The following is a 26883-nucleotide window of genomic DNA, read 5'->3' as shown; positions in this document are numbered from 1 at the left end:
CTACTAAATACTGGCTCGTAAAGTCGCTAGTAACAACTCCTTCGGAACCTCGGTAATGAGACAGCTTCCTAAAGGTTTAAGCAAAATAAACTTGATTTGCCCCCCCTCATTTTTCTTATCTACTTCCATCAAATCCAGCCAAGTTTGTTCGCCTAAATCTGGCGCAATAATGGGCAGTCCCGCCGCCTCAACTAATTTTGTAATCCGGGTTTTACTGACAAAATCAATATTACCTAGCCGATAGGATAGATCTGCAGCCATCACCATGCCACAGCCAACGGCTTCACCATGTAGCCAGTTTCCATAACCGAGACCTGATTCAATCGCATGACCAAAAGTGTGGCCGAAGTTTAATATTGCACGTAGGCCACCTTCGCGTTCATCTTGTCGAACCACATTCGCTTTGATTTCACATGAACGCAACACCGCGTAAGACAATGCTTCTACATCTTTCGCGCGCAACTTTTCGATATTATTTTCTATCCAGGTGAAAAAACCTGAGTCAATAATCGCACCGTGTTTAATCACCTCGGCTAAACCTGCGGACAATTCTCGATCTGGCAAGGTGTTTAATGTGCTCACATCAGCAATCACGGCTTGCGGTTGGTAAAACGCGCCGATCATATTTTTGCCTAAAGGATGATTAATACCCGTCTTGCCACCAACCGATGAATCCACTTGCGCTAGCAGCGTCGTCGGAATCTGCACGAAAGGAATGCCACGCATATAAGCTGAAGCGGCAAACCCGGTCATATCGCCAATCACACCGCCACCCAAGGCTAGCAAAGTGGTCTTACGATCACATTTTTTTGCTAACAATCCGTCGAATACCAACATTAGGTTTTCCCAATTTTTGTATTCTTCACCGTCAGGCAAAATAATTGCCTCAGTTTGCTTACCAATCGCATTCAGTTGTTTTGTTAAATTCTCCAAGTACAGAGGTGCTACCACTGTATTCGTCACAATCACAACACGCTGCCCTTTAATCCGACTTTGTAGCAATGCGGGATTTGATAATAAGCCCTCGCCAATGGTGATTGGATAAGCACGCTCACCAAGATCGACTTGCAACGTACGTGCCTGATGTATTTCCTGTTCCATAATCACTTTATTCTGATTCGCAGTGGGTACTTGCTTAATGATTTTCTGTGCAGTCTGATCAAGTTCATTCACAGCACCGGGCAATTTCTCAACGATAGTTTGCACCAATGTTTGTAACTGAGGCTGACCAGTCTCAATGACCACGTGGGCAACTTCACGATAGAGAGGATCACGCTGCTGCTCTAACTCTTCGAGTTTCTTGCGCGGATCTGGGGTGCGTAGCAAAGGACGCTTTTTGTCATGCCGAGTACGATGCAAAATATTACTAATGCTCGCCTTCAAATACACGACAGTACCGCGTGTATGAAGTAACTCTCGACTTTGGGGATTCAATACAGCGCCCCCACCAGTGGCGAGGACGATGTCTTGTTGTTGGCAAAGGTCACGAATCACATCAGCTTCACGTTGACGAAAACTCGCTTCCCCTTCAATTTCAAAAATCACTGAAATAGCAACGCCAGTACGCGCCTCTATTTCATGATCAGAATCAATAAAACGCTTGTTCAGTTTTTTGGCGAGGGCTCTGCCAACGGTTGTTTTGCCAGAGCCCATCAGACCTACTAAAAATATATTACTTGTCACTAAATATACTCATTACAAAGGTGTACAACCACCGATTCCAGGAGGCGTTCCAGCAGCGTTACCCATACCATTATCTTGAATATTGAACTGAGCTGTAGCTGACGCACCCAAGCTATCTAATACTGTTAAGGTAATTGTTCCGATACCGAGCGGTTTATACGTGCCAGAAGAATCTACGGGAATAAAGCATCGGTTTCCTGTAGAGCCAAGACCCACACGTAAAGTAGAAGTCCCCACGATAGAAACGGATGTCAATCCAAGATCACTAGTAAATGCTCGGTATGGTGGAGTACCTCCATAAATTGACAAATCAACCGTATTTCTTGATTCCTCCGCAACCAAAATAACGTTAGGAGAGATTCTCAAAAATGAACTTGCAGCTGTTGCAGTGATTGTAATTCTCTTGACTTGACCTTGCGCATCAACAACCGTTACAGATGTAGATCCAACATTTAACAACTGCGCAGTAAATGTGCCGCCAGTACTTGTGATTGACGTCGGAGATACATTTGCTATGCTTGGATTATTATTTGTTACTGTATAGGCTGGAGATCCACCGGAGATTCTAAATGTCAAAGTATCTCCAACGGCACCCGTTGAATCACCAGGCAAAATATCAACAGGAGTATTTGCCACTGAAGAAATCGTGACGCCAATATCAACCACGCCACCTAAAGAGTCGCGAATCACAATTTGTGCTGAGCCAGCAGACACGCCAGTGACAGTAAAGCTGTTAGCTGATGAGGTCACGGAAGCAACTCCAATGCTACTAGAAGTAACTGAATATGGTGCTGTGCCACCACCTATTGTATAGGTTGCTGTTGATCCGGACGTCAAGGTAATAGAAGATGGTGCGGTGCTAAACAAAGGAACAGAAGTACCAGTTCCAACAACGACATTGATCGAAACAATCGCACCGGCAGAATCAACCACATTCACTTTTGCGGTACCGACAACCAAACCATTTAAAGTCATTGTACTGCCGGAGATAGAGGTAGTTAGGACGCTAATATTACTACTTGTGACTTGATAGGGTGCACGACCACCACCAATAGTGAATGTTGGCGAAGTACCTGGTCCGACAACAATGTCACTAGCTGCAGTAGTAAATAATGGTAGAGGTGTACCTGTACCTACAGTCACATTGATAGTTAAACTTCCAGTGGTAGAGTCTCGAACAATCACGGTCGCCTTGCCCGTGGCAACACCGGTAATCACGAGGTCGTTGCCGGTCAATGTTGCCCGAGCAACACCTACATTACTACTTCCAACGGAGTAAATTGTTGTTCCGCCACCTACTTTATAGCTATTAGCACCACCTACTTCAACAGTAATCTCACTAGCGGCTGTTGAATAAAGTGCATCAACTGTTCCAACCACGACGTCAATCTTTATCTCTTTACCCAAAGAATCTTTAACAGTCACGACAGCCTTACCGCCTGTTTGGCCTGTAATAATAAATTCTTTTCCTGCGGTCTGTCCAACCGTTGCAATCCGACTGTCACTACTCGAAACAGCGTAAATCTGACTCCCCCCGCCAATGGTATAGATGGCAGATGAGGTTCCCACACCTACTGAAACCAAACTTGGGGCTGTTGTGAATAAATCGACTAAGGTACCAACTACAACATTAACTTGAACAGATTTCCCAAATGAATCGGTAACCGTCACTACCGCACGCCCACCTGATTGACCTATAACTGAAAAAGACCTTGGTGTTGTTTGTATGATTGAAGCCACGCTACGATCACTGCTTGCAAGCGAATATACTTCGCTTCCACCACCAATTTGATAGCTTGCGGAAGTTGCGCCGACAGAAACGACAATTGTGGTTGGCGCTGTGGTGTACAAGTCAACTCCTGAACCTACTGTTACTTTGACTTGTTTACTTCCACCTAGCGAGTCAGTAATCGTTACTGTCGCGACGCCTACTGAAACTCCCGTCAAATTAAACTCAGAGCCACTTTGCGTTACAGAGACGATTTGTCGATTACCACTTGCGACGGTGTATATACGACTGCCACCTCCAATAGTGAAGGTCGATGAGACCTGACCAATTCCTAAAGTCACCTCTTCAGGCGCACTTGTAAAAATATCAACACCACTTCCAACCGTAACTTCAATAATTACTTTTGCACCAGACGCGTCATTAACGGTAATGACTGCTGACCCACCACTTACGCCAGAAATCTTCATTTCTTTACCAGTAACTTTGACACTAGCTGAGGTGGAGCTGGTGGTAGCGATGTAGTTTGGAATACCACCACCAATGTTATAAGTAAGTGTTTCCCCAGGTGCTACAGTGACTTTCTCTGGAGCGGTTGTAAATAAAGCGACTCCACTAGTATTACCAGCAGATCCACCACCACCACCACAAGCCGAAAGCAATGAGATAACAGTCATTGCAAAAAAAGCGCGAATTAACTTCGTCATGTAACACCTATTAAATATAAATGGATGCAGAAATATTCTGCACCTGAATCAAAAATCTTACTGGCAATGTCTCTACTGATTTGCAAACGTTCCCGTGAGCTGAACTTTAGGCGTAATGAAAATCAACAATTCGGTTTTATTATTTGTTTTACCAGTCGACTTAAATAAATTTCCAAACAAGGGAATATCTCCAAGGAAAGGAACTTTAGTGACGTCGGCACGCTCCTCTTGTGTGTAAATGCCCCCCAGAACAACCGTACCACCATTTTCCACCAAGACATTAGTTTTGACTTGCTTGGTGTTAATTACTGGTCCGCCACGCGTTTCTTCCCCTCGACTATCTTTGTGTACATCTACCGCCAGAATAATCGTCCCATCAGGAGTAATCTGAGGCGTAACGTCTAAACTCAATGTCGCCTTTCTGAAATAGATAGCAGTCGCTCCACTCAAAGTCGCAATCTGATATGGAATTTCTTGCCCTTGCTCAATGTGTGCAGGAGTTTGATCTGCCGTTACGACTCGAGGGCTTGAAATAATTTTACCATCACCGTCAGCTTCTAATGCTGACAATTCTAGATTTAGGAAACGATTTGCAGCCGCAGAAAATAGGCTCACAGCGAGACTACCTGCATCCAAACCACCGATACCCGCCGCTGGCAAGTTGACAAACTGCGTGTTTGGTATATAGCTCTTCTCAGTAATCTTGGCTTGACCAGTCTGTTCACCTACACCTAGATAGTTTCCGGTAATTGCAGCACGTTGATTTCCTGAAATTTGAAAGCCAGTATCGCCACCGCTAAGTCCACGCAAATCTGCGAAACCCAATTTTGCGCCAAGGTTACGACTAAATTTGTTATCTGCCTCAACAATCCTAGCCTCAATAACAACTTGCTTAGTAGCAATGTCCGTTTTCTGAATTAATTTGCGTACTTCCTCAATCTTCGCAGCAATATCTGTAACGAATAGCTGGTTTGTTCGTGGCTCAGTCATCACACTACCGCGTTTAGACAAAATTCGATTTGTTGTCGTATCTTCGGCACCAAATAACTTCTTGAAAGTATCCGCTTTTTGATACTTCAATTGAAATGACTCTGTCTTCAATGGCTCAAGTTCCGCAATAGCAGCTTTTTGCTCTAACTCGAGCTTCTCTTTAGTAAGCAACTCGTCTTTTGGACCAATCAGAATGACGTTACCATTCTTACGCATATCGAGTCCCTTCATTTGCATAACGATATCGAGCGCCTGATCCCAAGGAGTATCGATCAATCGGATCGTAATATTTCCACTAACTGAATCGTTTGCAATGATGTTGACGTTACCTTGCTCGGCCAAAATCTGCAATACAGCACGAACATCAACGTCTTGGAAGTTCATGCCAAATCGATCTCCCTTGTATCCTTGTGTTCCTTGCGTCAGTTTATTTGGATCTTCCTTAATCGGTTTAACTTCGATCACTAACTGACTATCACTCTGATAAATACTGTGTTCCCATAGGCCTTTCGGCTCAATCAACATTCGTACATTCTCGCCTTGACGAATGGTTGTTACTTTTTGAACAGGGGAACCATAATCTGAAACATCTAAAGTTCTGCGCAAGACATCAGGAATACCGACTTTCATAAAATCTACAACAATCGCTTGGCCTTGCAGCTTTGCATCAATTGCCACTTGATTGCTCGGAAGGTCAACTACAACACGACCATCACCTGCAACACCCAATCGAAAATCGATATCACGCAATAGCTGCTTAACTGGCTGAACGACTTCTTTTGTATTCACTGGTAAACCACTCGCATTTACTGGCGTAGCCAAACCACCAGAACCATCAATGGTGACAATTAAGGCATTTCCCTCAATAAAAGTAGCATAGTTCAAAGATCGATTAAGATTAAACACCATACGGGAACGCTCTGGCACTTCAATCAAATTGATGCTACGCACTTCGCCCAAACCGATATCGACAGTGTTTTTCCCGGTACCGTTACTGGTATTAGCAAAATCCAAAGAGATACGCGCTGGATTGGTAATAGAGAACGCCACTGGAGGTTTCACCAAGGGGCTTTTGAAATTTATCTTAACGATAATATTTGCTCCCTGTTGATTGGCGGTAATCGATTCAATCGTATTTGCTGACTGCGCATGAACGAACGAGCTCAAAAACATTAATCCCAGAAAAAAATACTTAATGCTCATGACGCTCCTCTTAACCGCATTTAACAATCTATTCATTTTTTCGCCTCTTGCAACTCTAAGCTTGCTTTTCTCTCGGTCCACTCGCCTGACGCATCCTGTACAACTTCTACAAGATCAATGCGAACATCATTGATGCTGATAACCTTACCAAAGTTCTGCCCAATATAACCACCAACAACGACTGGAAAAACTGCCTTACCAATTTGAATCAGCCCTTGCAAAGTTTTACGGTTATCAAAGGTGCCGACCATTTTCATCGTTTCCAATGCATATCCCTCTAATGCCTCTTTAGGGCGATCAAAGTCTGGCTTCAAACCATTGTCATTGGCAGCCTTCATCCTAGCGAAAACAACCAGTAACTTACTCGAATCAAAAGGATCAATTAACTCTCCCCCGTCATATACGACTGGTATGAAAACTTTCGGTTCTGCAATTGGACTTACTTTCACATGTGTTTCTTTCTTAACCTGCTCCATCCATCCCTTTAACTCACCCATGCCATTTTCACCACACGCAGACAGGGAAATTGCAACAAAAATCAATCCAAATTTAGAAAAAATTTTCATTTTTTCACCTCTTTGCTTTTCTTACGCTCAGCAGCTTGTTCAGCAATTTCCTCAGGATCTAAATAACGATAGGTCTTAGCAATACCATCCATCACAATTCCAGGTTTTTTTGCATCTTTACTGACCGAAAAACTCAGATTATTTAATGTCACAATTCGCGGCAATTTCGCGATGTCTGCAACAAATTGACCCATGTCATGATAATTAGCCACCATTTGAATTTCGATCGGCAACTCAGCATAGTAATCTTTGATTGTCGCGGCAGCAGGCTTAAAAATATCCATACTTAAACCACGCCCATTTGCTGCGGAGTTAATATCGGCCAACACAGCAGCATATTCAGCCGTACTTGGAAGCTGCTTCTCCATTCTTGATACATACTGCAAAACAAGCTTGCGCTGCTCTTTCAAGGCTTCAAGACTAATCGACTGTTGGACTTTAATTTTAAAGGTATCTTTTAATTTTTGCTCTTCTTGCTGGCCGAGATCAATTTCCTCTAACTGCGTACTCCAATAGAACCACCACCCGACAAACAACACAAACACGCACAAACCAATCGCAGTCAGTAGTCTCGGTACGAGCGGCCACAAACCTGGGTGCAAGCCATTAAGATCACGAAATTGGCTCGCAATCGAATCGAATTTTTCCTGAATATTTGACATAGTCTTCTCTTCTCTAAGGCGACTTTACGTCAGTTGACTTCTTCTTCGTTGAGCCAGCAGCATCAGCACTCGCAGCAGCCTCGAGCTCACGTGGACGTCGAATTCCAACGTTCAAATCAAATTCAATGACACGCTTTGCGTCTCGCCCTTGCCCCAAGCCAACCGCTTTATTTTGAATAATCTCTGGCTTACTCATCCATTCGGATGCATTCAATTCGGTTACAAAGAGACCGACCACAGCATGTGACTGCGCGTAACCTTTAATAGCAATACGTTGCCCCTCTTGCTTGATGAGCGTTAAATATAGACCTTCTGGTGCGAGTCGCACTAACTCATTCATCATAAATACTGGTTGATTTCGATCGCCCTGTAAGTCTTCAACAGCCTGCTGTCTGGCCTTTAATGCATCGATTTCTTGTTTTAGATTTGCAACTTCCTTGATTTTTTTATCTAACTCAGTGTTCTCCTGAGTAATAAATGCATTGCGTTCGGTTTGAGCTGATAGTTGGGATGAAAATACAAAACCAACCAAAATAACGATGCCTGCACCAAACAATCCAGCTAGCGTCATTAAAGAATAAAACTGGCTTTTCAGTTCTTTACGCTTAGCTTCACGATGCGGAAGTAAATTAATTTTGATCATTATCCATACCTCCGCATGGCCAAACCACAAGCGACCAAGTAGGCAGGAGCATCACTTCGCAATGATTTCTCATTCACATTCGATCCTAATTCCATTCCTTTAAATGGGCTAATTACTGATGTGGACAACTTTGTTCTCTCAGCAACAATGTCGACCAAGCCAGGCAACATCGCACAACCACCACCTAAGTAAATTTGGTCTATGCGTGTGTAGGGTGTAGAGGTAAAGAAGAATTGAATCGCTCGAGTCACTTCTAAGGCAGCATTTTCTAAAAATGGCTCCAACAGCTCCATTTCATAACTATCTGGTAAATCTCCTTGACGCTTCTTGCTTTCGGCTTCCTCGAAGGACAATCCATAATTTCTTACGATATCTTGCGTTAATTGATTGCCACCAAACTGTTGATCGCGCTCATAAATTACTTCGCCGTTCAGCAATATCGAAATATAGGTAACCTTAGAACCAATTTGAAACAAGGCATAAATCTGATCTTGGCCGCCATTAGGCTGCTGTTCAATTAATCGTTCAACAGCCGCACGTGCTGCAAATGATTCAATATCCATTACTTTTGCCTGCAGTCCAGCGGCTTGGGCTGCGGCGACACGGTCTTCAATTTTTTCTTTACGAGACGCTGCCAGCAAAACATCAATGTCTTCTTCAGAATTTGCGGTCAAGCCCATGACACAGAAGTCAATACTGACTTCATCCATCGAGAAGGGAATATATTGACTGGCCTCTGATTCAACCTGAAACTCCAAAGCTTGTTCAGTCAAACTTCCTGGCAAGATCATTTTTTTTGTAATCACAGAAGCAGCAGGCATTGCCAAAGCAACGTTACGTGTGCCGGTACCACTACGCTTTAAAACACGCAAAATTGCGTCAGACACTTGTTCGAGATTTTCGATATTCCCATCAACAACCGCGCCTTTTGGCAATGCTTCAAAAGCACAGCGTTCCAATTTAAAGTCTTTTTCGCCAGAACGTGAGAGTTCTACCAGCTTGACGTCAGACGTGCTGATATCCAAGCCCACTAGGGGTGGATTCTTTTGTCCGAGCAATGATGCGAGATCTAAAGCCAAGGATATCCCCTCAATTAAATATTTTTTTCATGCTAAATACACCAAAAAACTGCCACTTATCTTGCTGTAAAAAAATAATCTCAGCGACCACAAATTTCAATTTTTCTTTTAAAAACCGCGATTTAGCTGACACTCATACTAGCTTACGTTAAATCCTAGCAATAAGGGGAGTGTAATGTAAAGCATTTTCAAGGCAAATTGGCGCTTTTACGTTGTCAATTCTCCACTTAGCGCTTAAAAACGCTGAAATGCAATTTTTATAGTTGATTCGGCACGGCTATAATGGCAGCTATCTGCTTCAATCAAATTCACCATGACTCCCACATCGCCGACTGAACCATCCATTGAAATTCAAGCGTCCAATAAAAAGGCGCCGAACTTTGTTACGCGCTTTATTTTGCTTTTTTGTCTAGCCATCTTCGGATTATTTCTGACAGGAATTTTAATACTGGTTTTTGCCGTCACAATGGCATACCCAAATTTGCCAGAAATTGACGCCATCACCAGTTACCGCCCCAAAATGCCCATGCGTGTTTTTTCAGCTGACAATGTGCTAATCGCAGAATTTGGCGAGGAACGACGAAATGTCGTGCATTTCGCTGAAATTCCCGACGTCATGAAAAAAGCCGTCTTAGCGATTGAAGATGACCGCTTCTACGAGCACGGGGGAGTGGATTATATCGGCATCGCACGTGCGGCAATCAATAATGTTACGACCAGTAACAAACAAGGTGCATCAACCATTACCCAACAGGTAGCCAGAAATTTCTTCCTATCAACAGAGCAAACTATTAAACGCAAACTTTACGAAATTCTGCTTGCCTGGAAAATTGAACAAAATCTGACAAAAGATGAAATTCTAGAAGTCTATATGAATCAAATTTATCTGGGACAAAGAGCATATGGCTTCTCGTCAGCAGCACAAATTTATTTTGGGAAAAATTTGAAAGAAGTCACCGTGGCAGAAGCCGCGATGCTAGCAGGCTTACCAAAAGCACCTTCTGCTTACAATCCGGTGGCGAATCCTAAACGAGCGACAGTGCGCCAACAATATATTTTGCAACGTATGAAACAATTGGGCTACATCACAGAAGCACAATTTGAAACTGCGAAAATCGAAAAATTACAAATTAAGACCAACAGCGCACAATTTGCTATTCATGCTGAATATGTCGCTGAAATGGCTCGCCAATTGGTATATGAACAGTTTAAAGAAGAAACTTACACACATGGCTTTAATGTCTACACCACAATTACCAAAGAAGAACAAGAGACAGCCTATGCGGCATTGCGAAAAGGGGTACTCGACTATGAGCGCCGTCATGGCTATCGTGGACCGGAAGCCATTGTAGAGTTACCTAGGAACAAAGAGCTTGCAGATGAAATTATTGAAAAAGAATTAGCTGAACATCCAGATAGTGACGATATTTTGTCAGCAATGGTCACAGAAGCAAGCCCAAGCGCAGTCAAGGCGACCTTGTTAAATGGCGAGGAAATTCAAATAACTGGCCCTGGCTTAAGTTTTGCCGCTTCAGGATTGAAAGCAAATGCACCACCGAATAAGCGGATTCAACGAGGGGCGGTGATTCGTGTGATTTTGGAAGGAAAGAACTGGTCGATTATTCAAATGCCAGAGGTGCAATCTGCATTCGTTGCAGCGGATACCCATGACGGTGCAATTCGCGCGTTGGTTGGTGGCTTCGATTACAACCTCAACAAGTTTAACCACGTTACCCAAGCGTGGCGCCAACCTGGATCTAGTTTCAAGCCTTTTATTTATTCGTCTTCATTAGAAAGAGGTCTGTCACCACAAACCATCATTAATGATTCTCCAATCAGTTTTGACGCTGGACAGACAGGTGGTCAAGCATGGGAACCGAAGAACTATGACGGCAAATATGAAGGTCCGATGTCGATGCGAAAAGGCTTAACCAAATCAAAAAATATGGTTTCAATTCGCATATTGCAAAAAGTGGGCGCGAAGTACGGACAAGAGTACACCAGTCGTTTTGGGTTCTTGCCTGAGAAGAATCCACCTTATTTGACTTTGGCTTTGGGTGCCGGAGCAGTAACCCCTTTACAAATGGCTGGTGCCTACGCAGTGTTTGCAAATGGTGGCTACAAAGTGAACCCTTACCTTATTTCAAAGATTACTGATTCAGAAGGCAAGGTTATCGCGCAAGCGAAACCCGATACAGCAGCAGATGAAGCAAACCGTGTCATCGATGAACGTAATGCATTTTTAATGGATAGTATGCTGAGAGATGTGGTGCGGTTTGGCACGGCAACAAAGGCTTTATCATTAAAACGCCCTGACATCGCTGGAAAAACGGGTACAACGAATGACTCAATCGATGCTTGGTTCGCCGGCTACCAATCGAAAATTGTCGGCGTCGCTTGGATGGGATATGACCAACCTCGCAATCTTGGCAATCGCGAAACTGGTGGTGGTCTTGCGTTACCTATCTGGATTAGCTACATGCAACGTGCATTACGCGATATACCAATTATGGAACGCCCTATTCCAAACGGCATTATTCAAGCGGAAGGTGACTACTTCTATGTAGAGAATCCGCCAGGCTCAGTGCCGCGAGCGTTGAATGCAGATGAAGTAATCATCGAGTAAAAAAATGGCGAGAAATTTTTCTCGCCATTTTTTTATCTAGAGAATTCACTATAAAGCCTACAGTTTCAGCGCATCAATTTTGTGCCTCTGCGATTTCACGTAACACAGCAAATAGCTCTGATTGATCACGCGTATTACGCCAAAATTCCCCATCATATTTGTAATGGAATCCACCTGATCGTGCCGCCACCCACATTTCTTGCATAGGCGCCTGGCTATTCACAATAATCTTCGAACCATTGCCTACAAATTCAATTTCTAAAACGTTGCCGCTACGTTTAGTATCAACATCCCATTCATCTGTTTCAAATGCCAGCTCAAACATCTCCTGCACTTGTTGCAAGCAGGTATCTGCCAGCACTAAAAATTCCGATTCCGTCATGTTACACTCCTGCTTTGATTTAAATTCTGCATCACCATGCGGCATTCTATACGGGTTACGAAATTTTGAATAAGCACACGCACATTTCACCACGCATTGCCGGGTTAATTCTCTTTAGCACTTTGTTATTGAGTGCCTGCGGCCAAAAAGGTCCTTTGTATATGCCGGAAAAAAAGCTTGCCTCGCCAACGCCCAGTGCCGTGCAATCAACGCCAACACAGATGGACGGCAGCCAGCAAAAGTGATCGCTAGCGCTTGATGCCTGATTGAAAACGCCAGTACAAACGTAATCCCAGCAACAAACTAATCAGAGCGGCAAATAATAAAGGTTGCAGCAGTAAATTTTTGCCCGCCTTCATCCAGAAATAGTGCAAGACGCCTAAGGGTGCGATCAAGTATACCAAACGGTGAAGCAGTTGCCATTGCTTACCACCAAGTTGCCTGATCATCCATTGATTGCTAGTCATCGCCAACGGGATCAACAAAACGAATGCGACAAATCCCACCGTAATAAACGGACGCTTAACAACGTCACGCCACATATCACTTACATCAAAAAAGTGATCGAACCATAAAAAAGTTAAGAAATGCAATGTCGCATAAAAGAAGGCATACAAGCCTAACATGCGGCGCAATCGAATCAACCAATGCCATTCTAAAAGCTTGCGTAGAGGTGTAACTGCTAAGCTGATGCAGAGGAAATATAGTGCCCAATCACCAGTATTACGCGTGATAAATTCCAATGGATTTGCACCAAGCGCATCAACATAGACTGCATAAATCAAACGCAAAAATGGTAGTGCCGCTAACACAAAAACAATGATTCTAAACCATTGAAGTTGACGTGAGCTCAAAGACTTCAATGCTGTCATCAATAGAATTTCCTCAGATCCATGCCAGCGTACAAACTCGCCACTTCACTGTAGCCGTTAAACATCAAGGTCTTGCGCTTACGCGATAAAAAACCATCTTCGCCAATACGTCGTTCACTCGCTTGCGACCAGCGCGGGTGATCAACTTCAGGATTCACATTGGAATAAAACCCATACTCGTCGGGAGCAGATAAATTCCAAGAAGTGCGAGGCTGATCCTTGGTCAAACGAATTTTGACTATCGATTTAGCAGACTTAAAACCGTACTTCCACGGTAACACCAAACGCACAGGCGCACCGTTCTGCTTTGGTAAGGCTTCCCCGTACATACCCAGTGCGAGCAAGCTCAGCGGATGCATTGCCTCATCCATTCTTAATCCTTCGGTATAAGGCCATTGCAACACACGGCTATTCACGCCCGGCATTTGGCGCTTGTCTGCTAGAGAAATAAATTCCACATAGCGTGCGTTCCCAGTCGGTTCTACTTTCTTCAACAATTGAGATAAAGAGTAACCTATCCAAGGGATCACCATCGACCAACCTTCAACACATCGCAAGCGATACACACGCTCTTCCAAAGGGGCGAGTTTCAACAAGCTATCCAAATCAAGCGTGATTGGCTTTTTCACTTCACCTTCGATCGTCACGGTCCACGGACGCGTCTTTAAACTTTCCGCGTTCTCAGCAGGATCTGCCTTATCGGTTCCGAACTCGTAAAAATTGTTATACGTCGTCGCATCTTTATACGAAGTCTTTTTGTCTAAAATCACATAGTTAGCATTAGCAACAACTGCCAGTCTTTGTGCGCTTGGATTTTGTGCGAACGCTTCACGCTGCGCCATTTCAATCACCGCAGCACTGGCGACAGAACCGACGGCGAGTTGCCGTATAAAATCACGCCGTGATTCGACAATTTCTCGCGGGGTAATTTCTGATGCCGCGGGAGGTTGATCGCCATATTGCTGAAAAGGCATACGCATAATTACTCCTGTTATAAAAGTCACGGCAAATTAATTTGCCTAGTGTCTCATAAGTCGAGAAATTGGTTTGAACCTTACAGAAACCAGAAAGTTTCTTAACTTGCGGTTCAAGATGTCCAACTCAAGGCTTATTGCCGCGATAAGCCTAAACAAAAACGGCACAAACGAACTCGTTTGTGCCGCTTCATGATGATTAAATTAAATCAGAGTGCTCCGTAAGAATGCAATCCAGATAAAAACATGTTCACGCCGAGGAACGCAAAAGTGGTCACCAACAAACCTATAATTGCCCACCACGCAGCAACTTGACCACGCAATCCTTTCATCAGGCGCATATGCAACCATGCAGCATAATTAAGCCAAACGATTAAGGCCCAAGTCTCTTTCGGATCCCAAGACCAATAGCCGCCCCAAGCTTCCGCCGCCCACAATGCTCCCAAAATGGTAGCGATAGTAAAGAAAGCAAAACCAACTGCAATTGCCTTGTACATCACATCATCTAAAACTTCCAGACTAGGCAAACGGTCTTGCAACAAACCTTTTGATTTAAAAAGATAGGCAACGCCAACCATTGCAGCAAGAGAGAAGGTGCCGTACCCAATAAAGTTCGCTGGAACATGTATTTTCATCCACCAACTTTGCAACGCTGGCACCAAAGGCTGAATCTCTGCGGCATCTCGGCTAACGGTGTACCACAGCAAAAAAGCGACTGCGGCAGAGATGACCAATAAGACGAAAGCGCCTAACTGACGTGTTCCGTAACTTTCTTCGTAATACAGATAAAACAAGGCTGTGATCATAGAAAATAAGATGAACACTTCATACAAATTCGATACCGGAATATGGCCAACATCTGGGCCGATTAAATAAGACTCATACCAACGCACCAGTAAACCTGTGAAGCCCATGACCACGGCCGCCCAACATAAACCAGAGCCAACCGACGCACCAAAGTCCGAACGCAAAATCAAGCCACCCCAGTAAAACAAAGTTGAGAGCACAAAGAAAGTACTCATCCACAAAATGGCAGATTGACTCGACAATAAATACTTTAAGAAAAATTTCTTATTTGCCAGATCTAAAGAGCCGGCATACTGGGAAATCGCGAACAAAGACAACACGGCTAAAACAATCATTAATGCACGCATCGGCTTCCAATTCCATCCTAGCCATGCAAAAGTTGGTGCACTCAATAGCAGAATCACCTCTTCATAAATATCCATGTGCTCGCCGTAGCGGTCAAAGGCGAAAAATGCGCCTGCGCACAGCAACACCGCATAAACCCAATCAAAAGCGCTGAGACGCTGAAAATAATTTTGGTAGGTCAGACTAGTTTCCATACAAATCCTGTGAGAATAATGTTTAATTCTTTGCTGTTCCAAGTACTGGCATTGATGCACATACTAGTTTGCTGCATTTGCAGCACCAGTAGGTTCTTCAGGAACACCGAGCTGTTTTTTTAGTTGCTCAAATTCTTTTTCGAAATCTAAAGTTTTGCGCTGCGAACTCAAGGCCATCAATGCCTGAGTTTCATTGCCATCGTGCTTAATCCAAACCCATAGACGACGTTCACGAATGTAAAACATCGAAAACACACCAATGACTAAAAACAAGCAGCCAAGATACACCACATTTTGTCCAGGTGCTCGCGCCACTTGAAATACCGAAGCTTTGATTTCTTCAAAGCCAGTCATTTGCAAATACACCGGTGCACCGTAGAAGAATGCATCCGAAAGCGCTGAGGTTGCTAGTTGCAAAAATTGTGCGTGTTTTTCGGTTAACTCCAAAGCTGGCAAGCCATCTTTCAAACGCGCTAATTGCCACAAATCCCACATGCTGCCATTGAGAATTTTCATGAAAACATCGGCAGCCTTGGCTTGCTCCTCGGCTGGAATATTTTCTAAGAAACCAGCAATAGCCGTAAAACCTGCCAATTTAGGTGCCTCGCCTTCGCCAGCAAAAATACTCAGTCCTTTTTTCGCTGAATTAGCTAATTGCACTTGCATTGCGTCCGCGCCGGCATTTGGCAAGGCGCGCTTGGCATAGATCTCCGCAGCCTTCGATCTTAACTCGGGATTCGCCAAGGCCGCACGCAAGCGCATCCATTCATCCAGTTTATCGTTCTCGTCGGCGGGAATTCTTAAAAATCGAAATTGTTCATTCGGGGAATCACGTGCGCCAGCCAAGAAAACCCAGCTACCGTCCAATAAAACTGGTTGCATGTAATTATGAAATTCGCGCGCTTGCCCTGTTTTATCACGCAATTTGTATTGCATGCTGGGGCCGACATTTTTTAAATCCTTATTATTCACGTTCTTCGCAGCAGAGCCAGAATGTTTATCGAGATCTGCTGTCAGTTTTTGTGTGAAATTCAGATTAGGATTCACCGCCCGTAAGTCCTGCCCATCGCGCGCCAAGTTCTCGACGTTAAATGGCCTGAACGCGGTCCATTCTATGGTGTAATCACCACGTCCATTTGACTGTTCTGCGGTCAAGCGATTCTCACCGCCCATTTTCGCATTCATCGCAAACTTACTCGGATTTGCGCCCGACATCGCGTGCGCCTGAATTTGCAATAAACTGCCGCCATCGTCAAAGCTCGATTGAAAAACTGCAATTCCTTTATAAATTAAGGGATGGTTGACTTTGATGGTCGAATCAAAGGTTTTGCCTGTTTCGTGATCAACAATCGTCACATCACTGGCAAACAACTTCGGCATGCCCGTGGAATAAAAGTCGATATGAAATTTCTTTAGCTGAATCGTGAATGGCAACTCTTGCAATAGCACCCCCTTAGTTTGGGGAATGACTGCGGTATCGCCACTTTTACCTTCAGGAATGGCGATATTGCCGCGAAAAGTCGGGTTCGCCAACGATAACTTGTGCTGAGCAGGAATTTGTGAAATCAGTACCCCACTACCCTCAAAAGGAACTTTGCCGCCAAACCAGGTTTGAAATCGAATCGCCAAATCAGAATCCAATAGCCCACCAACACAGATCACCACAATTGCCGCATGCGCAAAAATATAGCCCCATTTATTCGCTGCACCTTTTTTTGCAGCAATCAGGGTTGCGCTATCTTTTTCCACTAGCTTAAATTGGTACCCCAGGTTCTTCATCTGGGTCGTCATCTGCATCGTAAATACCTCTCTTGATGCAGTGCTGCGCCATTCCGCCTTATGATGGAAATTACGTAAGGATTGTTCGCGCACATTTTCACGCCAGCTACGCATATCCTTCAGCATTTTTGGGGAATTGCGAATCAGACAAAGACTGGTAGATAAAACCAAGAATCCCATAATGGTCAAAAACCACCATGCCGAGTACAACGAATACAAACTCAGATGTTGAAACACCTCAAACCAAAAGGGTCCAAACTGATTCACATAGTTGGGCAATGGCTCATTTTGCTTTAACACTGTGCCGATCACTGAGGATATCGCAATGATAGTTAGCAGACTAATCGCGAAACGCATCGACGATAACAATTCGACGCTATTCGCTAGCCAAGCTCGTTGCGTTTTGATTTCCAGACCAGAGGTATTGGTTTCAAGTTCCATACAATTCCAAAAACAAAAAGGGGATGGCATTTGCCACCCCCTCCGTTAATCATTTTACTTGTAGCTGTTGATGATGCGATGTGTTTACTTTAAACCAGCAACATAATCTGCAACTGCTTTCATTTCTTCATCAGACATACGCTTCGCGATGGTTGTCATTTGCGCGCTATTTTTACGAACACCTGTGCGGAAGGCCGTTAATTGAGCAACGGTATAATCCTGATGCTGGCCAGCAATGCGCGGAAATTGCGCTGGAATACCAGCACCATTTGGGCTGTGACAACCTGCACATGCAGCAATATTTTTCTCAGCGATACCAGCACGGTAGATCGTTTGACCTAAATTGACGATATCTTTATTTTTTGCCGCGCCTGCTTTTGGCTTTTGTACAGCCAAGTAAGCAGAAACATTTTTCATGTCATCTGCAGTCATCAATTTAGAGAATGTCGTCATCACTGCATTATTACGTGCTGGTGTTGTGAAATCCATTAATTGTTTCACAAGATAGGCATCATGCTGACCAGACAACTTCGGATTGATACTAATAGTCGAATTGCCTGAAGCGCCATGACATGAAACGCAAGCCACGATGCCACGAGCTGCATCACCATTGGTATACAAAGCTTCGCCTTTTGCCAGATCGGCCTTGGCAGGTTTCGCAGCAGGCTCACTAGCAAATGCAACAGAAACGAGCGAAGATGCCGCTAAAGCAACGATGCTGAGGGACTTGGAAAATGATAAAAAAGCACGGTTCATTCAAACACCTTGAGACTAAAAATTGGAAATCGGTTCTATTGACGCATCTGAAAAGCAGAAACTGACGTGAAGGACATTGATGTCATGAAGCCCACGTAGCTAACCCCTTATTGTACAATAGCTTTCGTGGAAATGTTGAGCTATTCCAAGTCAATTGACGCTAAGAAACCTCACATTTCAGGATGAAACTGATCGTTTTGTCCCATTTTTTGCATTTTTGCTCCCTCCTTTTAGATTGGCCCCGATTTATGTCTATCCTCTGGCAAGCCCGATTCTTCACCACCGTCAACCATTTGCGAGATCTGCCGACCTTACCAGTGCCAGAGGTTGCATTTGCAGGTCGGTCGAATGCAGGAAAATCGACTGCAATCAATATTTTGTGCAACCAAAAGAAACTATGTTTTGCATCAAAGACACCTGGACGGACGCAACATATTAATTTTTTCTCAATTGGCGGTGCCCATGTAGGCCAACATCGTAAAGATGAAACTCGCCAAGATGAAATCCGAGCACTCTTAGTTGACTTGCCTGGCTACGGCTATGCCGAAGTTCCGGGCGCAGCAAAAAATCATTGGAATATTTTGTTGGGCAACTATGTGCAAAAGCGTGATCAATTAGCCGCTTTGATTTTGATCATGGATTCACGTCGGCCATTCACCGATTTAGATAAACAAATGCTAGAGTGGTTTGCGCCCACTGGACGCCCAATTCATTGTTTGTTGACCAAAGCGGATAAGCTCAACCGCAACGATGCGACCAATGCATTGCGCTTAGCGCAAAATATTTTGGCTAGTTATGTCGATGCAAATGGCACACCCTATCCATTTACTGCACAATTATTTTCAGCATTGAATCGCACAGGCATTGAAGAAGCCGACGCAAAAATTCGCGAACTAACAGGTTTAAACAATTTGCCAGCGATAGAAGACTTAGACAAACCAGACAATTTTTCAGATCAAGCATAAAAAAACCTCGGCACTTTGCGGTGCCGAGGAAAAAAAACGCCAATCGAATGGGAACAAATGGCGCCCGCTTAGGGAGGACCAGCGGTAAGCATAATGCCTAATCATAAGAGCTAAATTCGTAAGAAAAGTTTCATTAACCTCGATAATTTTTTTATTCACTATGTCTAATACACTTTCCGCTCAGTTCCCACATATTCGTATGCGTCGTATGCGCCGCGATACTTTCTCTCGCAACTTAATGCGCGAAAACCATATCAGCGCCAGCGATCTTATCTATCCTGTTTTTTTAATTGATGGTGACAATAAAATAGAAGCCGTTGCTTCGATGCCCGGCGTTGAACGAATGACTTTAGACAAGTTACTCGAAGTTGCCGACGACTGCGTTGCCTTGGGGATTCCAGTTTTGGCTTTATTTCCATCCATTGATAATCGTTTGAAGACAGAAGATGGTATCGAAGCCTGCAATCCTGATGGCTTGATTCCGCGAGCAATCCGAGCTTTAAAAGCCCGCTGTCCAGAACTGGGTATTTTGACGGACATCGCTCTTGATCCTTACACTAGCCACGGGCAAGATGGTTTGATTAACGAAGATGGTTATGTCTTAAATGATGAAACAACCGCGATCCTAGTTAAACAGGCCTTAACACATGCTGCTGCTGGTGCCGACATCGTTGCGCCGAGCGATATGATGGATGGTCGCATAGGTGCGATTCGCTCAGCGTTGGAAGAAAATGGTTTTATCTACACACGCATCATGGCCTACTCAGCAAAATATGCCTCCGCGTTCTATGGCCCGTTCCGGGATGCTGTTGGTTCCGCAACGAACTTAGGCAAAAGCAATAAAGCAAATTATCAAATGGATTCAGCGAACAGCAACGAAGCCTTACGTGAAGTCGCGCTCGATCTGGCTGAAGGCGCTGACATGGTCATGGTTAAGCCTGGCATGCCTTACCTAGACATCGTGCGCCGCGTTAAAGATGAATTTAAAGTACCAACGTTTGCTTATCAAGTCAGTGGCGAATATGCGATGATTAAAGCGGCTGCACAAAACGGATGGCTCAATCATGATAAAACCATGATGGAAGCCATGATGGCATTTAAACGTGCTGGCGCCGATGGCGTTTTAACTTACTTTGCACGCGATATTGCACGTCTGTTAAAACAAGCCCAGTAATATTTGGCTTTACCACTTCGATTTGATGACTGAGTTTGCGATTCATGGATATTTTCTACATTAGCGATACGCAGGTGATTCTCAATCCTATGACTGCGAATCATGCCGTCGATTTGATTGGTGATGGTGAGAACGATGTGAGCGGTGACGCTTATCGGTTTATGTGGATCGATATCACTCATGATGAAGTTGAAAAAGATGCGGAAGCTTGGCGCGATCAAGTTGAAAAATTGACTGGCGTACGCATCTTTGATCTACATCTTAAAGACATTTGCAACCGCAGTCACCCTTCCAATTTTGATGCTACACAAGATTACGAATTAGTGGTTTTTCAAAAATTGGCCTTAAATGGCGAAGGTGAAGAGTCGAGTGCCATCAATCCAGAAAACAGTAGTGTTAAGAAAAAAATGCCAGCGGTGCTGCATCGATTGCAAACACAGCCTGTTTCATTTCTCTTAATCGGCAATGCGCTCATTACGGTACGCGCAAACTATAGCCGTACAATCGAAACCATGCGTTCACGCTTACTGAGCTTCAAGCCAAAAGACAGCAATAACCTCAGCAGTAAATTGCCAGCATCACCTGAAGATTTAATGCTGCGCTTATTGAATGCGATGGTTGATCAGTATCTGGATTTACGACAACCACTGACCAATCAACTAGATCGATGGCAACATGCCTTACTTGATCCACGTAAGCCTTTCAATAATTGGGTCGCATTGCTGGATTCTCGGGTTGAGCTGCGCAAGTTAGAACATTTATGCGAAGAACAATATGACGCTTTGCAAGAACTACGCGATCACTTTGTCGATACTTATGATGGTTCTGGTGGCAAACAAAGTCGCGCTAAAGATCTATTACTGGTTCGCACCAACGACGTGATGGAACACATTAATCGCGTGCTCAATCATACGCGTCGCTTGGAAGCCTCATTAGAATCATCCGTCCAGATTCACTTCGCGGCGGTATCACACAAAACCAGTGAGATCATGCGCATCTTGACGGTCATTACCGCCTTATTCATGCCCTTAACTTTGATCACTGGAATTTTTGGTATGAATTTCGCGAAGATGCCGTGGATTAATGAAGACATGGGTTTCAAACTCGTGTTGGGATTGATGGGATTTACCGTGGTGATATTTTTACTGGCGATGCGACTTCAAGGTTACTTAGAAGGACGAGGTCAACGCAATGAATAATCTACCTTAATCGATATAACCACCAATCTCACGATGACTACACACAGCTTTCTTTGGCACGACTACGAAACTTTTGGGGCGCAAGCTCGTCGTGATCGACCAGCACAATTTGCTGCAATTCGTACAGATGCAAACTTGAATGAGATCGGCGAGCCAATAAATTTGTTTTGTCGACCAGCGAATGATTTTCTACCTGATCCGCAATCCTGTCTCATCACGCACATCACGCCGCAACAATGTCTAGAGCAAGGTTTGGCCGAACACGAATTTGCAGCGCGCATAGAAAATGCACTCGCGATGTCCGGCACTATCGGCGTGGGTTATAACACCATACGCTTCGATGACGAAATTACGCGCTTTATGTTTTGGCGCAATCTAATCGATCCTTATGCACGTGAATGGCAAAATCAATGCGGACGTTGGGATATTATGGATATGGTGCGCACCACCTACGCACTGCGTCCAGACGGCATTAATTGGCCATTGAATGATGAAGGAAAGCCTAGTTTTAGACTGGAACATTTGACCGCGGCAAATGGCATTAGTCATACCGCTGCGCACGATGCCTTATCCGACGTGCGTGCCACCATTGCGCTAGCAAAGCTCATCAAAGAAAAACATCCTAAGCTCTTTGATTTTTGTTTTTCTCTGCATAAAAAAGACCGCGTTGCTAGCGAGATTGGGCTGTCTTTTCTTGGCAAACCATTTTTGCATATATCAGGCATGTTTGGTACCGAACGTGGTTGCCTTGCAGTGATGTGGCCTCTAGCAATACACCCGACAAATAAGAATGAGGTGATTGCTTGGGACTTGCAATTCGACCCCACAGAATTGCAGCACTTAGATATCGCCACAATACAGCAACGGATGTTTAGCAAGACGGATGCCTTACCCGAAGGCGTCTCACGTTTATCGGTTAAAAGCATTCACCTAAATAAATCGCCTATCGTCATCGGCAATCTCAAAACGCTGAACGATGAAATGGCCGCGCGCTGGAATATCGATATGCAGCAAGTCATGGTCAATGCAGATTTGGCACGTGACATGCAATCGGTGCTCCATCCTCAACTTTGGGAACAAGTATATGCCCGCCCGAGTTTTGAAGCGGTCGATGTGGACGAAGATTTGTACGGCGGATTTATTAGCAGTGCGGACCGTAAGGTATTGAATGATTTGCGTCATATGACACCGCCGCAGTTGGCAAGTGCATCACCGCATTTTAACGATCAACGCTTAGGCGAATTACTCTTCCGCTATCGTGCTCGTAATTTCCCTAACAGTTTGAGTTCAGACGAACAAGCGATCTGGGAAGAGCACCGATGTGCACGCTTACTTGATGGCCAAGCAAATGCTCGCACAGTAGAAATGTATTTCAATGAAATCGACCAATTGTCTGAAAACGCCAGTGAAGAAGATGAGCACATCTTAGGAGCACTGTATGACTATGCTGAATTGGTAGTACCAGTTCGATAAAAAATGAAAAGCTAGAATGAATCTAGCTTTTCGTTTTTTATGAAATCAAATTTTCCAAGCTCAGACTACTGTTTAAGACTTTCCACGCTTCGTAATGAGCCTAAGAACTTGTCAGCATTCTGATAACCAATAACACGCTTACCTGGTATTTCACGCCCCTCGCGATCAAAGAAAATAATCCCCGGCGGCCCAAACAAACCAAAGCGCTTGAGCATCGCTTTATCATCTGCATTATTTGCAGTCACATCAACCTGTAACAACAGCATCTGATCTAGCATTGCTTTTACGCGTGGCTCAACAAAAGTGAGTTTTTCCATCTCTTTGCATGACACGCACCAATCCGCATAGAAATCCAACATGACTATTTTTTCTTTCGACTGCGCTAGCACCGCATCCAATTCGGCGGTCGTTCGTACTCGCTGGAACTTTACATGCACCACTTCACCGATCAAGTGAGCAACTGGCGAAAGTGCATCACGTCCGCCAGTTAATGCCCCTATCAATTGCGCAGAACCAGCCAGAACAAACAGTATCGCGACGAGCTTTGAAAATACGCGCCCCCGATATACAAATAGTTGATAGGCACCATACAACAGCAACAAAATTGCCCATGCAATCATTTGAAACAGCGCTGGAATAACGGGCGATACCATCCAGATTGCCATCGCCAACATAAGCACACCGAAGAAACGTTTAATTTGCTCCATCCAAACCCCGGCGCGTGGCAACACACTGCCAGCGGAAATGCCAACCAATAGTAATGGCACACCCATCCCCATCGCCATCGCAAATAAGGCAGTGCCACCCACCACCACATCTTTGGTTTGACTGATATACACCAAAGCACCAGCGAGCGGCGCGGCAACACATGGCCCCACAATCAAAGCTGATACAGCGCCCATCAGGAACACACCAGCCATCTTACCGTTACGCTGTCCCTCAGAAAAATAGGTCAACTTAGTTTGAATCGCAACGGGCATTTGCAACTGATAAATACCAAACATGGAGAAAGACAGCACGACCATCAGCGCAGCAAAAGCTGACAATACCCATGGATTCTGCAAACTCGCCGAAAGGCCTTCCCCGAGCAACCCAGCGGCGACACCCAAAGCGGTGTACACCAAAGCCATACCAAGTACATAGCTCAACGACAGGAAAAATGCGCGACTGCGCTTAATGCCAGCACCTTCGCCCACAATAATATAGGACAGAATAGGCACCATAGGCAGCACACACGGCGTCAATGACAAGCCTAGTCCCAACAAAATAAATAGGGGAATGATCAAACCCAAACGACCACTCTTGAGCGCTTCCGCGATAGTAGACTGCTCACCGGCTTGCATGTCAACACTTACTGATGGCACTTTTTGTGTTGGCATGTCCGCGACTGCCTTCAAGCTAACCGGAAGTGTCAGTTCCATTGGCGGATAACATAAGCCCGCATCAGCGCAACCCTGCAGTCGAATCAAAGCCTGAAAATCGCCCTTGGCTGTGACCGGAATGAGTACAGTCAACTCGCGATAATAGCTCTCAACATCTTTCTGAAATGTTTCATCGAATTTCACTTTTCCGGGCGGAATTTGAAATGCACCTAACTCTGCACCTTGCGCAGCAAACTTGAACTGATCACGATACAAGTAATAGCCGTCTGCAATATCAAATCGAATCGCTAATTGATTCTCAGACACCATCTGCACTTTTACTTTAAAAGCAACTTCAGGGGCTAAAAAATCATCGGCTTTTGCGGCTCCAGCTATCAACAACATGAGTACCGCACACGCGCCCACCAGCCGACGTAAATTCAAAGCAAATGCTAAGTGCAGGAAGTGAATAATGCTACGAGTTAATTTCATAATTCTTTTAAAGATGAGATGACGCAGTTCAGATTCGATAAAGCTGTCAAGGTTCCAAGATCAGACCACAAACAGACCAAAGGATCATTTCGCCATCTTAACGGAATATGCTCGTTGATGCTGAGAGGTTCATGCATACTGCGCTCCGAAATGCACTTGGCGGAGAACAGGCTCTCAAAAAGAAAAAGCCGTTCATTTTACTGAACGGCTTCTTATTTCAGAACTGCTAATGACAACTTAGCTTATTCGTCAACTGTTGGTGCATCTGCAGCGTCAGAGACTTCTGGACGATCCAACAATTCTACATAGGCCATAGGCGCATTGTCGCCAACGCGGAAACCCATTTTCAAAATACGCAGGTAACCACCATTGCGATTTGCAAAACGTGGACCCAATTCAGCGAACAATTTTTGAACGATTTCACGATCGCGCAAACGGTTGAATGCCAAACGCTTGTTTGCCAATGTGTCTGTTTTACCCAAAGTCAAGATTGGCTCAACAACGCGGCGCAATTCTTTTGCTTTTGGCAAAGTTGTTTTGATTGCTTCGTGGCGCAACAGAGAAACTGTCATATTGCGCAACATTGCTAAACGGTGGGATGATGTACGATTCAGCTTACGTAAGCCGTGACGATGACGCATGGTACTTCCTTTCGATATGTTTAAAAATTCCAGTTCTTCTATCGTCAAACCATTTGACGCGGACCGGTAATGTTCTTACTACACACTACAAATAAAACATCGGGTCAAACAAGTCGACCCGACATCAAAATTACTTCTCTAAACCAGCTGGTGGCCAGTTTTCTAACTTCATGCCCAAAGACAAACCACGGGAAGCCAATACTTCTTTGATTTCGTTCAAAGATTTGCGACCCAAGTTTGGTGTCTTCAACAATTCGTTTTCGCTACGTTGGATCAAATCACCAATGTAGTAAATATTTTCTGCTTTCAGGCAGTTTGCTGAACGTACTGTCAATTCCAAATCATCGACTGGACGCAACAAGACTGGATCAACAGCAGGTGCACGTGATGGTGCTTCTGCAGCTGCTTCTGTGCCTTCCAATGCTGCAAATACGTGCAATTGATCGACTAATACGCGAGCAGATTGGCGAATCGCTTCTTCTGGCGTGATCACACCATTTGTTTCGATGTTGATGATCAACTTGTCCAAATCTGTACGTTGTTCAACGCGCGCAGATTCAACAGAGTAAGAAACACGACGCACTGGAGAGAAAGACGCATCCAAAATGATACGACCAATAGTTTTGTTCGCATCTTCAGACAAACGACGTACGTTACCAGGAACGTAGCCACGACCTTTTTCTACTTTGATTTGCATATCCAATTTGCCGCCAGCGGTCAAATTAGCAATCACGTGATCTGGATTAATCAGTTCTACGTTATGTGGCAAATCGATGTCGGAAGCCAATACTGCGCCTTCGCCTTCTTTTTTCAAAGTCAAAGTAACTTCGTCACGTTCGTGCAACTTGAAGACTACGCCTTTCAAGTTCAACAAAATATCCACAACGTCTTCTTGCACGCCGTCGAGAGTTGAGTATTCATGCACAACACCGGCGATCGTCACTTCAGTTGGCGCGTAACCAACCATAGAGGACAATAAAACGCGGCGTAAAGAGTTACCGAGTGTATGACCGAAACCACGTTCAAATGGCTCCATCACTACTTTTGCTGAGCCAGGGCCCAACATTTCAACGTCGATAATACGAGGTTTAAACAGATTGTTTTGCATTATTTGTCCTTTTCAATACCCTCGGCTCGTTACAC

Annotated in this window: 22 protein-coding genes; 6 read left to right on the top strand and 16 right to left on the bottom strand. The window is 44.4% G+C overall.

Going from position 1 to position 26883, the window contains the following annotated elements; all coding sequences use genetic code 11:
• Positions 1-3 precede the first annotated feature (3 nt).
• From aroKB to H8K33_RS18835, 7 genes are all read right to left on the bottom strand, one after another.
• Entirely contained in the window at positions 4-1683 is a 1680-nt protein-coding gene (gene aroKB / locus H8K33_RS18865) for a bifunctional shikimate kinase/3-dehydroquinate synthase AroKB (RefSeq protein ID WP_186892624.1), read from the bottom strand.
• Positions 1684-1695: 12 nt separating this feature from the next.
• Positions 1696-4116 carry a beta strand repeat-containing protein gene (locus H8K33_RS18860; RefSeq protein ID WP_186892623.1) on the bottom strand — a complete coding sequence of 807 codons (2421 nt, stop codon included), beginning with the start codon at positions 4114-4116 and terminating at the stop codon, positions 1696-1698.
• A 72-nt stretch (positions 4117-4188) separates the two neighbouring features.
• The gene (gene pilQ / locus H8K33_RS18855; RefSeq protein WP_186892622.1) at positions 4189-6309 is read right to left on the bottom strand and encodes a type IV pilus secretin family protein; all 2121 of its coding nucleotides are present in this window, start codon (positions 6307-6309) and stop codon (positions 4189-4191) included.
• Positions 6310-6341: 32 nt separating this feature from the next.
• The gene (locus tag H8K33_RS18850; RefSeq protein ID WP_186892621.1) at positions 6342-6875 is read right to left on the bottom strand and encodes a pilus assembly protein PilP; all 534 of its coding nucleotides are present in this window, start codon (positions 6873-6875) and stop codon (positions 6342-6344) included.
• Positions 6872-7537: a type IV pilus inner membrane component PilO gene (locus H8K33_RS18845; RefSeq protein WP_186892620.1), complete on the bottom strand. Its 666-nt coding sequence runs from the start codon at positions 7535-7537 to the stop codon at positions 6872-6874. Before H8K33_RS18845 ends, H8K33_RS18850 begins: the two co-directional genes overlap by 4 nt.
• Before the next feature lie 13 nt (positions 7538-7550).
• Positions 7551-8180, bottom strand: a complete 630-nt coding sequence (locus tag H8K33_RS18840; RefSeq protein ID WP_186892619.1) for a PilN domain-containing protein — start codon at positions 8178-8180, stop codon at positions 7551-7553.
• Complete coding sequence (locus H8K33_RS18835; RefSeq protein ID WP_186892618.1) at positions 8180-9259, bottom strand: pilus assembly protein PilM; 1080 nt, start codon at positions 9257-9259, stop codon at positions 8180-8182. Before H8K33_RS18835 ends, H8K33_RS18840 begins: the two co-directional genes overlap by 1 nt.
• Before the next feature lie 313 nt (positions 9260-9572).
• Between H8K33_RS18835 and H8K33_RS18830 the strand changes: the two genes are divergently transcribed.
• Positions 9573-11885 (top strand): penicillin-binding protein 1A, encoded by a 2313-nt coding sequence (locus H8K33_RS18830; RefSeq protein ID WP_186892617.1) that lies wholly within the window; start codon positions 9573-9575, stop codon positions 11883-11885.
• A gap of 73 nt (positions 11886-11958) precedes the next feature.
• Here the strand turns inward: H8K33_RS18830 and cyaY are convergent, their stop codons facing one another.
• Entirely contained in the window at positions 11959-12267 is a 309-nt protein-coding gene (gene cyaY, locus H8K33_RS18825) for an iron donor protein CyaY (protein ID WP_186892616.1), read from the bottom strand.
• Between the two features lie 65 nt (positions 12268-12332).
• Here cyaY and lptM point away from each other — a divergent pair, with 65 nt between their 5' ends.
• Positions 12333-12512, top strand: a complete 180-nt coding sequence (gene lptM, locus H8K33_RS20255) for an LPS translocon maturation chaperone LptM (protein WP_186892615.1) — start codon at positions 12333-12335, stop codon at positions 12510-12512.
• Positions 12513-12515: 3 nt separating this feature from the next.
• Here lptM and H8K33_RS18815 read toward each other — a convergent pair whose 3' ends face one another.
• The 5 genes from H8K33_RS18815 to H8K33_RS18795 all read right to left on the bottom strand — a co-directional run bounded on the left by H8K33_RS18815 (position 12516) and on the right by H8K33_RS18795 (position 18435).
• On the bottom strand, positions 12516-13139 hold the full coding sequence (locus H8K33_RS18815; protein ID WP_186892614.1) for a protein-methionine-sulfoxide reductase heme-binding subunit MsrQ: 624 nt from the start codon (positions 13137-13139) through the stop codon (positions 12516-12518).
• Positions 13139-14119 carry a protein-methionine-sulfoxide reductase catalytic subunit MsrP gene (msrP, locus tag H8K33_RS18810; RefSeq protein WP_186892613.1) on the bottom strand — a complete coding sequence of 327 codons (981 nt, stop codon included), beginning with the start codon at positions 14117-14119 and terminating at the stop codon, positions 13139-13141. The genes H8K33_RS18815 and msrP overlap by 1 nt, the downstream gene beginning before the upstream one ends.
• Positions 14120-14322: 203 nt before the next feature.
• A complete protein-coding gene (ccsB, locus tag H8K33_RS18805; protein WP_186892612.1) occupies positions 14323-15459 on the bottom strand; it encodes a c-type cytochrome biogenesis protein CcsB in 1137 nt (378 codons plus the stop codon).
• A 63-nt stretch (positions 15460-15522) separates the two neighbouring features.
• On the bottom strand, positions 15523-17679 hold the full coding sequence (locus H8K33_RS18800; RefSeq protein ID WP_186892611.1) for a cytochrome c biogenesis protein ResB: 2157 nt from the start codon (positions 17677-17679) through the stop codon (positions 15523-15525).
• A gap of 84 nt (positions 17680-17763) precedes the next feature.
• Entirely contained in the window at positions 17764-18435 is a 672-nt protein-coding gene (locus tag H8K33_RS18795) for a c-type cytochrome (protein ID WP_186892610.1), read from the bottom strand.
• Positions 18436-18683: 248 nt separating this feature from the next.
• Here H8K33_RS18795 and yihA point away from each other — a divergent pair, with 248 nt between their 5' ends.
• The 4 genes from yihA (at position 18684) to sbcB (ending at position 23246) form a co-directional block, all read left to right on the top strand.
• Positions 18684-19400, top strand: coding sequence for a ribosome biogenesis GTP-binding protein YihA/YsxC (yihA, locus tag H8K33_RS18790; protein WP_186892609.1), 717 nt, complete (start codon positions 18684-18686; stop codon positions 19398-19400).
• A 160-nt stretch (positions 19401-19560) separates the two neighbouring features.
• Positions 19561-20574 (top strand): porphobilinogen synthase, encoded by a 1014-nt coding sequence (gene hemB, locus H8K33_RS18785; RefSeq protein WP_186892608.1) that lies wholly within the window; start codon positions 19561-19563, stop codon positions 20572-20574.
• 44 nt (positions 20575-20618) lie between these two features.
• Positions 20619-21773 carry a magnesium transporter CorA family protein gene (locus tag H8K33_RS18780; protein ID WP_186892607.1) on the top strand — a complete coding sequence of 385 codons (1155 nt, stop codon included), beginning with the start codon at positions 20619-20621 and terminating at the stop codon, positions 21771-21773.
• Between the two features lie 33 nt (positions 21774-21806).
• Complete coding sequence (sbcB, locus tag H8K33_RS18775) at positions 21807-23246, top strand: exodeoxyribonuclease I (RefSeq protein WP_186892606.1); 1440 nt, start codon at positions 21807-21809, stop codon at positions 23244-23246.
• Between the two features lie 65 nt (positions 23247-23311).
• Here the strand turns inward: sbcB and dsbD are convergent, their stop codons facing one another.
• The 3 genes from dsbD to H8K33_RS18760 all read right to left on the bottom strand — a co-directional run bounded on the left by dsbD (position 23312) and on the right by H8K33_RS18760 (position 26848).
• Positions 23312-25099: a protein-disulfide reductase DsbD gene (gene dsbD, locus H8K33_RS18770; protein WP_186892605.1), complete on the bottom strand. Its 1788-nt coding sequence runs from the start codon at positions 25097-25099 to the stop codon at positions 23312-23314.
• Between the two features lie 242 nt (positions 25100-25341).
• Positions 25342-25740, bottom strand: coding sequence for a 50S ribosomal protein L17 (gene rplQ / locus H8K33_RS18765; protein WP_186892604.1), 399 nt, complete (start codon positions 25738-25740; stop codon positions 25342-25344).
• A 130-nt stretch (positions 25741-25870) separates the two neighbouring features.
• Positions 25871-26848, bottom strand: coding sequence for a DNA-directed RNA polymerase subunit alpha (locus H8K33_RS18760; protein ID WP_186892603.1), 978 nt, complete (start codon positions 26846-26848; stop codon positions 25871-25873).
• Positions 26849-26883: the final 35 nt, after the last annotated feature.

The sequence above is a fragment of the Affinundibacterium amnicola genome (assembly GCF_014284275.1).
GTDB lineage: Bacteria > Pseudomonadota > Gammaproteobacteria > Burkholderiales > Burkholderiaceae_D > Undibacterium > Undibacterium amnicola.
Note: the sequence above shows the minus strand (reverse complement) of the source record. Positions and strands in the feature narration are given on the sequence as shown.